Source organism: Streptomyces sp. NPDC060184 (genome assembly GCF_042728795.1).
GTDB lineage: Bacteria > Actinomycetota > Actinomycetes > Streptomycetales > Streptomycetaceae > Streptomyces.
In genome coordinates this window covers 86,462-99,804 of record NZ_JBHWYX010000004.1, presented here as the reverse complement: position 1 = coordinate 99,804, position 13,343 = coordinate 86,462, and the positions used below count along the sequence as shown (strand labels likewise).

13 protein-coding genes are annotated in these 13,343 nt (G+C 73.4%); 9 read left to right on the top strand and 4 right to left on the bottom strand.

Annotated features, from left to right (window positions below; all coding sequences use genetic code 11):
* Positions 1–51 precede the first annotated feature (51 nt).
* From ACFWEE_RS04555 to ACFWEE_RS04545, 3 genes are all read left to right on the top strand, one after another.
* A complete protein-coding gene (locus tag ACFWEE_RS04555; RefSeq protein ID WP_386886292.1) occupies positions 52–435 on the top strand; it encodes a MerR family transcriptional regulator in 384 nt (127 codons plus the stop codon).
* An 86-nt stretch (positions 436–521) separates the two neighbouring features.
* The gene (locus ACFWEE_RS04550; RefSeq protein WP_386886290.1) at positions 522–1,226 is read left to right on the top strand and encodes a hypothetical protein; all 705 of its coding nucleotides are present in this window, start codon (positions 522–524) and stop codon (positions 1,224–1,226) included.
* Positions 1,223–1,807, top strand: coding sequence for a hypothetical protein (locus tag ACFWEE_RS04545; RefSeq protein ID WP_386886473.1), 585 nt, complete (start codon positions 1,223–1,225; stop codon positions 1,805–1,807). The genes ACFWEE_RS04550 and ACFWEE_RS04545 overlap by 4 nt, the downstream gene beginning before the upstream one ends.
* Positions 1,808–1,845: 38 nt before the next feature.
* Here ACFWEE_RS04545 and ACFWEE_RS04540 read toward each other — a convergent pair whose 3' ends face one another.
* Complete coding sequence (locus ACFWEE_RS04540) at positions 1,846–3,105, bottom strand: amidohydrolase (RefSeq protein WP_386886289.1); 1,260 nt, start codon at positions 3,103–3,105, stop codon at positions 1,846–1,848.
* A 173-nt stretch (positions 3,106–3,278) separates the two neighbouring features.
* Here ACFWEE_RS04540 and ACFWEE_RS04535 point away from each other — a divergent pair, with 173 nt between their 5' ends.
* Positions 3,279–4,172 carry an FUSC family protein gene (locus tag ACFWEE_RS04535; RefSeq protein ID WP_386886288.1) on the top strand — a complete coding sequence of 298 codons (894 nt, stop codon included), beginning with the start codon at positions 3,279–3,281 and terminating at the stop codon, positions 4,170–4,172.
* A 25-nt stretch (positions 4,173–4,197) separates the two neighbouring features.
* Here ACFWEE_RS04535 and ACFWEE_RS04530 read toward each other — a convergent pair whose 3' ends face one another.
* Positions 4,198–5,343, bottom strand: coding sequence for a PucR family transcriptional regulator (locus tag ACFWEE_RS04530; RefSeq protein WP_386886286.1), 1,146 nt, complete (start codon positions 5,341–5,343; stop codon positions 4,198–4,200).
* A gap of 237 nt (positions 5,344–5,580) precedes the next feature.
* On the opposite strand from ACFWEE_RS04530, the gene ACFWEE_RS04525 reads away from it, so the two are divergent.
* Both ACFWEE_RS04525 and pruA read left to right on the top strand, forming a co-directional pair.
* Positions 5,581–6,507, top strand: a complete 927-nt coding sequence (locus ACFWEE_RS04525) for a proline dehydrogenase family protein (RefSeq protein ID WP_386886284.1) — start codon at positions 5,581–5,583, stop codon at positions 6,505–6,507.
* A gap of 48 nt (positions 6,508–6,555) precedes the next feature.
* Entirely contained in the window at positions 6,556–8,187 is a 1,632-nt protein-coding gene (pruA, locus tag ACFWEE_RS04520; protein WP_386886283.1) for an L-glutamate gamma-semialdehyde dehydrogenase, read from the top strand.
* A 280-nt stretch (positions 8,188–8,467) separates the two neighbouring features.
* On the opposite strand, the gene ACFWEE_RS04515 is transcribed toward pruA, so the two are convergent.
* Positions 8,468–9,085: an MSMEG_1061 family FMN-dependent PPOX-type flavoprotein gene (locus tag ACFWEE_RS04515; RefSeq protein ID WP_386886471.1), complete on the bottom strand. Its 618-nt coding sequence runs from the start codon at positions 9,083–9,085 to the stop codon at positions 8,468–8,470.
* A 306-nt stretch (positions 9,086–9,391) separates the two neighbouring features.
* Here ACFWEE_RS04515 and ACFWEE_RS04510 point away from each other — a divergent pair, with 306 nt between their 5' ends.
* From ACFWEE_RS04510 to ACFWEE_RS04500, 3 genes are all read left to right on the top strand, one after another.
* On the top strand, positions 9,392–10,462 hold the full coding sequence (locus ACFWEE_RS04510; protein ID WP_386886281.1) for a FecCD family ABC transporter permease: 1,071 nt from the start codon (positions 9,392–9,394) through the stop codon (positions 10,460–10,462).
* Positions 10,459–11,583, top strand: coding sequence for a FecCD family ABC transporter permease (locus tag ACFWEE_RS04505; protein WP_386886279.1), 1,125 nt, complete (start codon positions 10,459–10,461; stop codon positions 11,581–11,583). Before ACFWEE_RS04510 ends, ACFWEE_RS04505 begins: the two co-directional genes overlap by 4 nt.
* Positions 11,584–11,653: 70 nt before the next feature.
* Entirely contained in the window at positions 11,654–12,484 is an 831-nt protein-coding gene (locus tag ACFWEE_RS04500) for an ABC transporter ATP-binding protein (protein ID WP_386886277.1), read from the top strand.
* A gap of 10 nt (positions 12,485–12,494) precedes the next feature.
* Here the strand turns inward: ACFWEE_RS04500 and ACFWEE_RS04495 are convergent, their stop codons facing one another.
* Positions 12,495–13,262, bottom strand: a complete 768-nt coding sequence (locus tag ACFWEE_RS04495; protein ID WP_386886275.1) for a GntR family transcriptional regulator — start codon at positions 13,260–13,262, stop codon at positions 12,495–12,497.
* Between the last annotated feature and the right edge of the window lie 81 nt (positions 13,263–13,343).

Here is a 13,343-nt window from a genome sequence, read left to right as displayed (position 1 = left end):
CGTCAAGGTCAAGCCCGAGGACCGGGGCGCGTTCGGAGGAGGCGGCGGAGCATGCGGATCGGAGAACTCGCCCGCGCGGCCGGGATCAGCACCCGCGCGCTGCGGTACTACGAGGAGCAAGGGCTGCTGCCGGCCGAACGCCGTGCCAACGGATACCGGGAGTACGACGAGCAGGCGGTGCTCCAAGTCGCCTTCATCCAGGACCTGTTCCGTGCGGGCCTGCCGTCCGGGATCATCCGGGAGATCATCCCGTGCGCGGGGTCCGGGCAACCGGAGGGCGACTGCGCGGCGCTGGTCGGCCGCGTCCGGGAGATCCGTGACCGGCTGGCCCAGCAGGAGCGGCAGCTCGCCGAGCGGCGCGAGACGCTGGAGCGCTACCTCGCCGGCGCCGCACGCCCCGCAGGCGTCGACTCCCACCTGCACGACCTGGCGTAGTTCCGCCGGGCCGAGGCGCTAGCCTGCTGACGCGAGCGGCGTCGGGCACGGGGCGACGCCTCGGAAACCGGCGACGGAGGAAGCGGATGCGGCGTGTGGTGCGGGGCTTCTGGGGCCCACGGGTGGAATCCGTCGAAGAGCTCGCCGGACGCTGGGAACTGACGCTCCAGCAGGTGGCCGGGTTGCTCGGGGGAGCGGCGGCCGGGGCCGGCTCGGCGTGGCGGCGCGTGAGGGCGTCCGGTGCCGATGACGCCCCGCTCGCCCCGGGGCGGGAGCCACTGGCCGAGGTCCTGCGCGAGGCGCGCGCCGCCGACGACTGGTCCGACCGGGTCGGCACCGGGCTGCGGCTGATCGCCGCCCCGGCCGCCGGAGTCCGGGTGGAGATCAGCGGACTCGCGGGCGGCGCACCGGAGTTCCTGCTCCAGTCCGTGGTGGTGGCCGTCGACGCACCGGACGGTGCCGAGGTGCCCGAGGGGGAACTGCTCGCCGCCCTGGCACGCGTCTGGCAGCCCGACTTCGGCGACGTCAGCGACGACGACCTCCTCGACGCCCTGGAGGACGAGGCCGGTTACACGGTCGGCGACCCGGTCGTGGGCCGGTACGGCTATCTCTCGCCCGCGCGGGCCGCCCTGGTCCCGGACGGGATCGAGGCGCACGGCGAGGAACTGCCCGGCGGGGGCCTCCTGCTGGCCCTCGGTGGCGCGCCCGAGGTGCTGGCCGCCTACGGGGCGCTGAGCGCCGCCGGGGCGCTCCGGCCGCTGCCCCGCCCGCTGGACCGGGCGGCGTGGTGAGCGTCCGCGCCGGGGAGCCCTTCGACACCGGCCGGGCGGTGGCCGAGGTGACGGCGCTGGCGGCGGGGCCCGTACCGGCGTCGGGGCCCACCCTCGCCGAGGGCGACCCGGTGACGGGGGAGTGGCGGTCCACCAGTGGGGAGGGCTTCCGGATCGTCCCGCTCTGGGAGAGCGACGACCTCACCGGCGTGTACGGCGACGACTGGACCGACACGGAGGGCGCGGCGCGTCGGCAATGCGACGCACTCGTCGCCGAGTTGGACGTCCGGTGGGGGCCGCACAGCCGGGTGGCGATGCACCCGGCGCTGTTCCGCAGGCAGGCCGGGCTTCCCCTGCCCGCGCTCCACGCGGCCCTGCTCGGCGCGGACTGCTCCGGCGACCTCAGCGTCTGGGGCCCGCTGCCCGGCGGCGCGCGGTGGGTGGGCGTGAGCGTCGGCCACAGCGACGGGGACGCGCCCCTGGTGATGGTCGCGCTGGTCAGCGGGGCGCCCGTCGTCGAGGCGGACCGGGACGAGGCGGACCGGGGCGAGGCGGACCGGGGCGAGGCGGACCGGAGCGAGGCGGACCGGGGCCGCGGCTGATCCGCTATCCGGGTACGGAAGGCGCGGGCAGCCGCCGGTCAGGAGGGCGCGGGCATCCAGGCACGGGCCGCGGCGGTGAGGGCCCCGACCCCTGCGGTCAGGGTGGGTTCGACGACCGGTGCGTAGTGCGGTGAGTGGTTGTTGGGCAGGCCGAGGACGACCGCCTCGATCGCGGCCAGGTCCTTCGCGTCCCCGAAGGCGGCCGGGTCCGCACCGCCGAGGAGCCAGTACACGCAGGGGGCGCCCGCGGCCTGGGCCAGGACGCCGACGTCCTCGCTGCCGGTGACGGGCCCGGGGTCGACGACGAGGCCGAGGGCGGCGGTGAGGGCCTGCTCCGTGAAGGCGCACGCGTCGGGATCGTTGACGACGGCGGGGAAGGACTCGGTCACGGTGATCTCCGGGTCGCGGGGAGCCCCCGAGGCGGCGGCCTCCGCCTGCACGATGCGGTCGACCGCGGCCAGCACGCGGTCGCGGACGGGCCGGTCGAAGGTGCGCACGCTCAGGGAGAGCTCGGCGCGGTCCGCGACGATGTTGCCGCGGCTGCCCGCGTGGAGGGCTCCGACGGTCACCACCGCGGTGGAGGAGGCGGCCACCTCGCGGGAGACGATGCCCTGGAGCCGCATGACGGTCGCGGCGGCCATCACGACCGGGTCGACGGTCGTCTCGGGCCGTGACCCGTGGCCGCCCCGGCCGTGCAGGACGACGGAGAGCGAGTCGGAGGCGGCGAACGCCGGTCCGGGACGCAGCCCGACGACCCCGGCCGGCAGCGGCGACACGTGCTGGCCCAGGACGACGGCCGGACGGCCGAACCGCTCGAAGAGGCCGTCGTCGATCATCGCCTGAGCCCCCCGGCCGGTCTCCTCGGCGGGCTGGAAGACCAGCAGGGCGGTGCCCTGCCAGCCCGAGAGGTCGCCGGACAGGGCCGCCGCGGCCCCCAGCAGGCAGGCGACGTGCATGTCGTGGCCGCAGGCGTGCATGAGCGGCACGCTGTTGCCGTCGGGGTCGGTGCCGTGAGCCGTGCTCGCGTATGGCAGGCCCGTCCGCTCCCGGACCGGCAGGGCGTCCATGTCCGCGCGCAGCAGCGCGGTGGGTCCCTCGCCGTTGCGCAGGACGCCGACGACCCCCGTACCGCCGACGCCCGTGAAGGTCTCGTAGCCCAGGGCGCGCAGCCGTCCGGCGACGATCGCGGCGGTGCGGGTCTCCTGGAAGGCCAGTTCCGGGTGCGCGTGCAGATCCCGGTAGAGATCCGCCAGGCCCGAAGGATCCGCCGGACCGGACACGGAGGTGGATGGCTGCATGGTGTCTCCCGGTCGGTGCTCGGCCGTGTCCGGCCCGTCCCGCCGGGGCGGGCGCTAGGGCGGACACGGCCCGAGGGCCGCTGCTCCCGTGATGCGGCACGGTGTGAAAAGCGCTACTTCGTATCTATATGAATGGTGTCCGCAGGGGGCTCCGGATGCCGCCACCGGAGCTAATGGCGAGGGCCACCGCCCTCGTGCTGTTCGCGGTCGTGTTCGTCGGCGCCACGTGGTGGCTCTTCGACGGCGGCACCGCCCTGGCCGTCTACCTCGGCATGACGTTCATGACCGTCGCCGCCGGCCGCCTGCCCCTGACGGACCAGTGCCTGATCGGGCTGTCCGCCGGTCTCGCCGCCGCCGTGGGCGCTCTCGTCGGTGGCAACACACCCCTGCTCATCGCCGCGGTCGTGGTCGCCTGCGCGGCGCAGGGGCTGGTCAACCGGCGCAGCGTGGGAGCCGCCGCCCTGCTGCCGTCCAACCTCGTGCTCTACGCGGCGCTGGTCCCCGGGAACCCGGCGGCGGTCGCGGCGGCGTCCTGGCTGGGCGCGGCGCTCGTGATCGTCGCGGCCCGTCTGACCCGGATGCGCGTCCCCGCCGATCCCGCCCCCGCCCGGGACGCCGCACTGAACGCCTTCGAGCTCGCCGCGGGCTGCACCGCCCTCATCGTCGCCGGCCGCGCCCTGGACCTGCCGCGAGGGAACTGGGCCGTGCTGACCCTCTGCCTGGTACTGGTTCCGGGAACCGGCGCGACGCGCCGGCGGGTCGTCCACCGCGCGCTGGGCACCGGCGCGGGCGCGCTGGTCGCCGTCGCCGCCGTGGCCGCCGCCCCCTCGGCCGTCTGCCTGGTCCTGGCGGCCGTGTGCGCGGTGCTCACCGTCGCCTACGCGATGCTCCCGGACGACTTCCTCTACGCGGTGTTCCTGACCCCCACCGTCCTTCTTCTCTTCTCCAGCGGCAGGGCCGAGGCCACGTTCCCCGTCGCGCTCCAGCGGGTGGAGATGACCGCGCTCGGGGCCGCCCTCGCGCTCGCCCTGACCTGGGCGACCGCCGCCTGGACGCGCCGGGCGTGACCGCCCCGTCCGTCCAGGAAACGCCTCAGAGCCGGGCCGCCTTCAGCGCCATGTGCAGCAGCAGCCGGTCCTCGCCGTCGCCCAGGTCGAGGCCGGTGAGCTGCTGGACCCGCGAGAGCCGGTAGTACAGCGTCTGGCGGTGGATGCCCAGCTCCGCGGCCGTCCGGCTCGCCTGGCCCGCGAGGTCGAGGAAGGTCTCCGCGGTGCGGGCCAGCTCCGCGTGGGCCGGGGCCAGCAGGGCAGCCACCGAGGGGTCGGGGCCCGCGGGGGTGCCGGGCAGGGCGGTCAGCAGGCGGTACGGGCCGATGCCGGACCACGCGGCGACCGGGCCGAACCGGGGCTCGGCCGCCGCCGCGCGAGCCGCCGACACCGCCTCGCGCCAGGCGTCGGCCAGCTCGGCCAGACCCCGGCGCGGTACGGCGATCCCGGCGGTCGCGGATCCACCCGCCTCGGCGCGGAGCCGGTCGGCGGCGGTGTTCGCCGGACCGGACGCGTCCGGGGAGCGCAGCCGTACGAGCGCGGCCAGACAGAGCGTGCCGGCTCCGGGCGGGGCCACCACGGTGAGCGCCGCCGCCGAGGGGACCGTACGCGCCGACGGGGTGTCCTCGGCAGTCCACGGGGAGACGCAGACCACCGCGTGCAGCCCGTCGGCATCGGCACCCAGCGCCTCCCGGAGCGCGGTCAGCGCCATGTCCCGCTGCCAGCCGTGCCCCGCCGTGAGGGCGGCGCCCAGCTCGCGCGAGAGATCCGCGCCCGCCCGAGCCTCGTCGGCGAGGAGCCCCCCGATCCGGTCCGCCACCTCCATGGCCGCCGTCAGCCGCTCGTCGGTGGGGCCCGGTTCGGCGTCCAGCAGCCATACGTACCCCAGCACCACGCCCCGGTGGCGGACCGGGAGGCAGATCCGGCTGAGGTGGACCCCGGCCTCCGGGCCCGCCGGGATGCGGACCGGGCCGGTCGCCCGGGTGATGCCGAACCCCTCGAACCAGGCGCGGACCGCCGGGGTGGAGCGGCGGGTCAGGATCGACCGGGTGCGGACCGGGTCCATGGCGGTGTCGTCGTCGCTGTCGTGCACACCGAAGGCGATCAGGCCGAAGTCACGGTTCTCCAGGGTGGCGGGGGCGCTCAGCAGCCCGGAGATCTCGTCGACGAGTTCCTGATAGTCGCCTTTCATCCCGCCATTCTCGCACCGTTCAGACAGATGTCTGAGGCGGCGAGCACAGATGCGTGACAGCTGTCGATGGCACACGTTCGGTGCAATCCATAGATTTCACCGTGGTTCTCCGTGCTGTCATGGTCCGGACCGGTTCGACGGCTTTCGCCCACGCCCGGCCCGTACGCGCACAGCCGTGCGCAGCCGTTCGTACCCCGTCCATGCAGCCGATCATCAGTACTTTCGTGGAGGTGCCCCGTGCTGGGTCCCGTGATTCTCGCCGCGTCGCGCAGCGACCGGATGCGCCGGTTCATCTCGGCCGCACCGGGCACCAAGCAGGTCGTCGACCGCTTCATCGCCGGTGAGAACGTCGACCACGTCCTGCCCGTCGTCCGCGCATCCGTCGACAAGGGCCTGGAGCTCACCCTCGACGTGGTCGGCGAGGACATCACCACGCCCGCCGAGGCCGCCGCCGCGCGCGACGCCTACCTGGAGCTGGTCGGCCGTCTGAAGGACCTGGGCCTCGGCACCAAGGCCGAGATGTCCGTCAAGCTCTCGATGTTCGGCCAGGCGCTGGAGAACGGCCACGAGCTGGCCCTCGCCAACGTCCGTCCGGTCGTCGAGGCCGCCGCCGCCATCGGCACCACGGTCACCCTGGACGCCGAGGACCACACCACCCTCGACTCGATGTTCGCCATCCACGAGGAGCTGCGGAAGGACTTCCCGCAGACCGGCTGCGTGATCCAGGCGTACCTGTTCCGTACCGAGGACGACGCCCGGCGGCTCGCCGCCGCGGGCAGCCGCGTGCGTATCGTGAAGGGTGCGTACAAGGAGCCCGCCTCCGTCGCGTATCAGGACAAGGCCGAGATCGACAAGGCGTACGTCCGCATCATGAAGATCCTCATGGAGGGCGACGGCTACCCGATGATCGGGTCGCACGACCCGCGTCTCGTCGCCATCGCCCAGGAACTCGGCCGCCAGGCCGGCCGCAAGCTGGACGAGTACGAGTTCCAGATGCTCTACGGCATCCGCAGCGACGAGCACATCCGCCTCGCCGCGGAGGGCCACCGCATGCGCGTCTACACCGCGTACGGCACCGACTGGTACGGCTACTTCATGCGCCGCCTCGCGGAGAAGCCGGCCAACCTCCTCTTCTTCGCGCGCTCCATCCTCACCAAGGGCTGAGTCCGGCTCCCACCCCCCACCCCGACGAACCAAGGAGACAAGGCACTCATGGATGCTGTCACCCAGGTCCCCGCGCCGGTCAACGAGCCGGTCCACTCCTACGCCCCGGGTACCCCCGAGCGCGCCCGCCTGGAGGCGAAGCTCAAGGAGCTCAGCCAGAACCCGATCGACCTCCCGATGACCATCGGCGGCGAGAAGCGGATGGGCGGTGGCGCGCGCTTCGACGTCGTGCAGCCGCACAACCACCGCGCCGTCATCGGTACCTTCGCCGGTGCCACCGAGCAGGACGCCCAGGACGCGATCGACGCCGCGCTCGCCGCCGCCCCGGCCTGGCGCGCGATGTCCTTCGACGACCGCGCCGCGATCATCCTGCGCGCCGCCGAACTGCTCTCCGGCCCGTGGCGCGAGACGATGGCCGCCTCCACGATGCTCGGCCAGGGCAAGACCGCCCAGCAGGCCGAGATCGACACCCCCTGCGAGCTCGTCGACTTCTGGCGCTTCAACGTGCACTACGCACGCCAGATCCTCGCCGAGCAGCCGCCGGCCAACTCCCCCGGCGTGTGGAACCGCATGGACCACCGCCCGCTGGAGGGCTTCGTCTACGCGATCACGCCCTTCAACTTCACCGCCATCGCGGCCAACCTGCCGACCGCCCCGGCGCTCATGGGCAACGTCGTCGTGTGGAAGCCGTCCCCGACGCAGACCCACGCCGCCGTGCTGATGATGCGGCTCCTGGAAGAGGCCGGCCTGCCCAAGGGCGTCATCAACCTGGTGACCGGCGACGGCATCGCCGTCTCCGAGGTCGCGCTGAACCACCGCGACCTGGCCGGTATCCACTTCACCGGCTCGACCGCGACCTTCCAGCACCTGTGGAAGACCGTCGGCAACAACATCGCCAACTACCGCACCTACCCGCGGCTCGTCGGCGAGACCGGTGGCAAGGACTTCGTCGTCGCCCACCCGTCGGCCGACCAGGCCGTGCTGAAGACCGCGCTGACCCGCGGCTCCTTCGAGTACCAGGGCCAGAAGTGCTCCGCGTCCTCGCGTGCGTACGTCCCGGCCTCCATCTGGAACTCCGGCTTCAAGGAGAAGTTCGCGGCCGAGGTCGACGCCATCACCATGGGCGACGTCACCGACCTGTCGAACTTCATCGGCGCCGTCATCGACGAGCGGTCCTTCGCCAAGAACAAGGCCGCCATCGACCGCGCCGCCGCCGACCCGACGTGCACCATCGTCGCGGGCGGCACCTACGACGACTCGGTGGGCTACTTCGTCCGCCCGACCGTCATCGAGTGCACCGACCCGGAGAACGAGGTCTTCACGACCGAGTACTTCGGCCCGATCCTCGCCGTGCACGTGTACGAGGACGACCAGTACGACGCGATGCTGGACCAGATGGAGTCGGTCTCCGACTACGCCCTGACCGGTTCCGTCATCGCCAACGACCGCGCCGCCGCGGCCCACACGATGGAGAAGCTCCGCTACGCGGCGGGCAACTTCTACATCAACGACAAGTCGACCGGCGCCGTCGTCGGCCAGCAGCCCTTCGGCGGCGGCCGTGCCTCGGGCACCAACGACAAGGCCGGTGCCCCGCAGAACCTCCAGCGCTGGACGCTGACCCGCGCCATCAAGGAGACGCTGGTCCCGCCGACCGAGTACACCTACCCCCACCAGGGCTGACGCCCCCGGGGCGCCGCCCCCGTGCCCCGGTCACCGGACCGGCGCCCCGCCCAGAACCCCGCCCCCGTCCGGCACCCCCCCTGCCGGACGGGGGCGGTCTGCGTCCAGCGGCCCGCGTCAACCGGCCTGCGTTCCCGGGCGTGCGTCAACCGGCCTGCGTCCACCGGCCGACGGGGCCGCACGCGCACCGGCCCGGACGCACCGCACCCCCCGACCCGAGCGGCCGGGGGGTGCGGTGACGGAGGTACGAGGTACGGGGTTCGGGTACGGCCCCGCGGTCTCAGCCGCGCTGCTTGGGCGCCGCGCTCCAGGTGCCGGGCTGCCAGACGCCGGAGCGGCGCAGGGACGCGGGGCAGTGCCGGAATATCTCGTCGATCTCGACGACCATGGCCAGCTGCGGCCGGGCGCCCTTCGCGTCCGCCAGCTCGTCGAAGAACGGCGCTTCCCGCAGGACCCGGGCGCGGCCGTTGACGCGGAGCACGTCCATCACACCGGGGATGAAGTAGAGCAGGCCCACGTGCGGGTTCTGCAGGATGTTGCGGAAGCCGTCCGAGCGGCGGTTGCCCGGCAGGTCCGGCAGCGCGAGGGTGCGCTCGTCCAGCACGAGCGTGAAGCCCGGCTCGCCGCCCTTCGGCGAGGCGTCGCAGTTGCCCGCCGCGTCCGAGGTGGCGACCGTGCACAGCGGGGACAGACCGATGAGCCGGAGGTCCTCCTCCGTCAGCCGGTCGTGGACCTTCTCGATGACGATCGGGTGCGGGGCGCCGAGGAGCTCGGTCAGTTCCCCGGGAGCGGTGAGCTCGACCCAGCCGTCGCGGGCGGGCGGTGCGAGCGGGGCGGCGGCGGGGGACGGGACGGTGCCGGACGAGTCGGCGGCGGGCTGGACAGAGTCGGACGGCACGGCTGCGGGCGCTGCGGTGAGGCTCAAGACGACTTCCTGGCAGGTGACCTGGCGGTACGCACGGGCGGAGGTCACCCCCGCCGGCACGCATGGGTGGCCGGATCCGGACGGTCGGGCCGCGGGTCATTTCGACCCGGACCAGTTTTTTCCGTACACCCTTACGATGTTAGGGTCACCTTACTGTAGGCCCTCGGGTGATCTCCTGGCGGGCATTCCCCCTGCGTGGAACCGGTTGCCGGCTTTACGCGGAGCCGTTGAGGAGCGAACGATGCCGGACGCGATACCGGCCACCGCGACAGGTGCCCGGTGAACCCGGCCTCCGCCACCCTGCCGACGGCGCGCACCGCACCGCCGGCCGGTGGTGTCCGCCGCAAGGGTTCACGCCCCGCACTCGCCGCCGGCCTCCTGGCCGGGCTGGTGGTCCTCGTACTGATCGCCGCGATCAGCCTCGCCGTCGGATCGGGGCACGTACCCCTCGCCGACGTGTGGCACGGCCTGGTCAGCCCCGACGACGCCCGGCGCACCGACGTCATCGTCCGGACGGTCCGCATCCCGCGCACCTGCGCCGGAGTCCTCGCCGGAGTCGCCCTCGGCCTCGCCGGAGCGCTCATGCAGGGCGTCACCCGCAACCCACTGGCCGACCCGGGCCTGCTCGGCGTCAACGCCGGGGCGTCCGTCTCCGTGGTCCTCGCCATGGGCGTCCTCGGCCTCACCGCCCCCGGGCAGTACCTCTGGTTCGGCTTCGGCGGCGCGCTGCTCGCCGCCCTCTTCGTCTACGGTGTCGGCTCGATCGGCAGGGAGGGCGCCACCCCGGTCAAACTGGCGCTCGCCGGAGCCGCCACCACCGCCTTCCTCGGCTCGCTCACCACCGCGATGCTGCTGACCGACAGCAAGACCTTCGACCAGTTCCGCTTCTGGCAGGTCGGTTCGCTCTCCGGACGGGAGACCGACGCGCTCTGGCAGGTCCTGCCGTTCATCGTGGTCGGCACCCTCCTCGCCCTCGCCCTCGGCCCCCAGCTCAACGCCCTCGCCCTCGGCGACGACGTGGCCCGCGGCCTCGGCCAGCGGGTGGGCGCGGCCCGCGCCGCCGCCGCCCTCGCCGTGGTCCTGCTCTGCGGCGCGGCCACCGCGATCGCCGGGCCCATCGGGTTCGTCGGGCTGGTCGTCCCGCACGCCGCCCGGCTCATCACCGGCCCCGACAACCGCTGGGTCCTCGCCTACAGCGCGGTCCTCGCCCCGATCCTGCTGCTCGTCGCCGACATCGTCGGCCGCCTGGTCGCCCGCCCCGCCGAGGTGCAGGTCGGCATCGTCACCGCCGTCATCGGCTGCGTCCCCTTCGTGATCCTGGTGCGCCGCAGGAAGCTGGTGGAACTGTGACCGCCCCCGCCACCTCCTTCGGCGACACCGCCCCCGCCACCCCCTTCGCACAGACCGCACCCGGAGCCCCCGCCGTACGCGAGGTCGCCCGCGTCCGCCGCAACGGCCGCACCCGCTACCTCCTGGTCTGCGCGGTCCTCGCCGTCGCCACCGTCGCCGCCCTGTGCGGTTCGCTGGCGTACGGCGACATGGCGGTACCGCTCTCCGACGTGTTCGCCGCCCTCACCGGGCGCGCCGACGCCGCGACCTGGTTCATCGTCGGCGAGCTGCGGATGCCCCGCGCCCTGATGGCCATCCTCGTCGGGATCGCCTTCGGGCTCTCCGGCGCGGTCTTCCAGAGCCTGCTGCGCAACCCGCTGGCCAGCCCCGACGTCATCGGCATCAGCTCCGGAGCCTCCGTCGCCGCGGTGCTCTCCTCCTCGCTCTTCGCGGTCAGCGGGATGCTTCTCTCCGTGTTCGCGCTGGCCGGAGCGCTGCTCACCGCCGCGCTGATCTACGCGCTCGCCTGGCGGCGCGGAGTGAGCGGGGCGCGGCTCGTCCTCGTCGGCATCGGAATCGGCGCCGGGCTGTCCAGCGTGATCTCGTACCTGATGACCCGCTCCGAGGTCACCGAGGCGCAGTCGGCGCTGCTCTGGCTCACCGGCAGCCTCAACGGCCGCTCCTGGGACCTGCTGCAACCCCTGGCCTGGGCGCTCGTGGTGCTGCTGCCCCTGCTCTTCCTGGCCGCCCGGCAGATGCCCGTACTCCAGCTCGGCGACGACACCGCCGCCGGACTGGGTGCCCGCACCGAGCGGGGCCGCCTCCAGCTGCTCTGCTGCGCCGTCGCGCTGGCCGGGGTGGCGACCGCCGCCGCCGGACCGGTCGGGTTCGTCGCCTTCGTCGCCGCGCCCGTCGCCCGCCGGCTGGCCCCCGGGCGCGGCGCCTCGCTGGTCGCCTCCGGGCTGACCGGGGCGCTGCTGGTGCTGGTCGCCGACTTCGCCGCACAGCACGCACTGGACCTCGTCGACCTGCCGGCGGGTGCCTCCGGGCAGCTCCCCGTGGGCGTCGTCACCAGCGTGATCGGCGCCCCGTACCTGATGTGGCTGCTGATCCGCGCCAACCGTTCGGGGCAGGGCGGATGACCCGCCCGCGAACGACCGCGCAAGCAGGACCGGCGAGGGCCGGCAAGGACCAGAAGGAGGGGAGTGCCGCATGAGCGCGGAACACAGCCTGGGAGCGCGCGGACTGCGCCTCGGGTACGGCAGCCGGGACATCGTCAAGGGCCTCGACCTCGACATCCCGCCGGGCGGCGTGACGATGATCGTGGGCCCCAACGCCTGCGGCAAGTCCACCCTGCTGCGCTCCCTCGCCCGGCTGCTCGCCCCCACGGCGGGCACCGTCCTGCTGGACGGCAAGGACATCCGGTCGATGCCGACCAAGGCGGTCGCCGGCATCCTCGGCATCCTGCCGCAGACCCCGGTGGCCCCCGAGGGCATCACCGTCGCCGACCTGGTCGGCCGGGGCCGCTACCCGCGCCAGGGCTGGCTGCGCTCCTGGACCGCCGAGGACGACGCGGCGGTCGCCGAGGCACTCGTCGCCACCGACGTGCTGGAACTCGCCGAGCGACCGGTCGACGAACTGTCCGGCGGACAGCGCCAGCGCGTGTGGATCGCCATGGCGATCGCCCAGCACACCGACGTACTGCTGCTCGACGAGCCGACCACCTACCTCGACATCAGCCACCAGCTGGACGTCCTCGACCTGCTCACCGACATCAACCGCGAGCGCGGGGTGACCATGGTCGCCGTGCTGCACGACCTGAACCTCGCCTGCCGGTACGCCGACCACCTGGTCGCGATGAAGGACGGCCGGATCGTCGCCGAGGGCCGCCCCACCGAGATCGTGACCGGGGAACTGGTCACCGAGGTCTTCGGGATGCGCTGCTCGGTCGTCCCCGACCCGGCCTCCGGCACCCCGATGATCGTGCCGATCGGCCGCCACCACGTGCCGGACGCGGCGCGCGCGGGCGTGTCCGCCGTCTGAGGAACAACAGTCAGGTCTGTTGTGCGCTGGTGTGCCGAGTGAGGCTGTAGCCGATTTCGAAGGTGTCGGCGGACATACGAGTGTCGTTGATTTCCAGCACGGCGCCGTCGGGGCCTGTGGTGGTGCGGAGGATGCGCAGCAGTGCGACGCCCTTGGGCAGGCGCAGGCGTTCACTCTCGGTGGGGGTGGGCATGCGAGCGCTGACGGCTTCTTCCCATGACAGGGGGGCATGGCCCATGTGTTCGAGCAGGTGGTAGATGCCGCCAGGTCCAGTGTCCTTCTCGGCGAGGCGGGTACCGCGGGCCAGGGGAGCGGGCAGGTAGCTGGTCGCCAGTTGCAGGGGGGTGTTGGTGGCGGCCTCGCCCATGACGCGGTCGCGTACCAGGACGTCATCCCCTTCTTGTCCTTCGGCGAGTCCGAGCAGGGTGGCGATGTCGCGGGGGGCCGGTGCCCAGGCGATGGCGGGGGGCTCCAAGGCGGTCCATGGCTGTGCGGTGGGGTCGAAGTAGTAGCCGCGTTCGTCGCGGTAGACCTGGCGACTGCGGGTGAGGCGCCGGCGGACCGGGCGGCGGCGGACGACGGTGCCCCTGCGGCGGGTGACGTCGATGAGGCCTTCGACCTCGAGTTCGGCGAGGGCTTCGCGCGCGGTCTGTTTGGCCACCCCGTACTGCTGGGCGAGGTCGACGAGTTTCGGCAGGAGGCTGCCTGCCGGGTAGGTCCCGTCCTCGATGGCGCCGCGCAGCTCAGCGGCCATCTGCCGGTAGGCGGGACTGCTCATGCGTACCTCCTGTTTCATGCGGATTCGGACAACCTCATGCGATAGTCCTAGCCCTATTGACGACGCTCTTTGCGATGTCGA

What these genes read in the sequence shown, in the direction of transcription:
- ACFWEE_RS04500 (WP_386886277.1), top strand. Translation starts at nt 11,654, where the DNA reads ATGAGCGCGGAACACAGCCTGGGAGCGCGCGGACTGCGCCTCGGGTAC.
- ACFWEE_RS04555 (WP_386886292.1), top strand. Translation starts at nt 52, where the DNA reads ATGCGGATCGGAGAACTCGCCCGCGCGGCCGGGATCAGCACCCGCGCG.
- ACFWEE_RS04495 (WP_386886275.1), bottom strand. Translation starts at nt 13,262, where the DNA reads ATGAGCAGTCCCGCCTACCGGCAGATGGCCGCTGAGCTGCGCGGCGCC.
- ACFWEE_RS04530 (WP_386886286.1), bottom strand. Translation starts at nt 5,343, where the DNA reads ATGAAAGGCGACTATCAGGAACTCGTCGACGAGATCTCCGGGCTGCTG.
- ACFWEE_RS04550 (WP_386886290.1), top strand. Translation starts at nt 522, where the DNA reads ATGCGGCGTGTGGTGCGGGGCTTCTGGGGCCCACGGGTGGAATCCGTC.
- pruA (WP_386886283.1), top strand. Translation starts at nt 6,556, where the DNA reads ATGGATGCTGTCACCCAGGTCCCCGCGCCGGTCAACGAGCCGGTCCAC.
- ACFWEE_RS04540 (WP_386886289.1), bottom strand. Translation starts at nt 3,105, where the DNA reads ATGCAGCCATCCACCTCCGTGTCCGGTCCGGCGGATCCTTCGGGCCTG.
- ACFWEE_RS04535 (WP_386886288.1), top strand. Translation starts at nt 3,279, where the DNA reads ATGGCGAGGGCCACCGCCCTCGTGCTGTTCGCGGTCGTGTTCGTCGGC.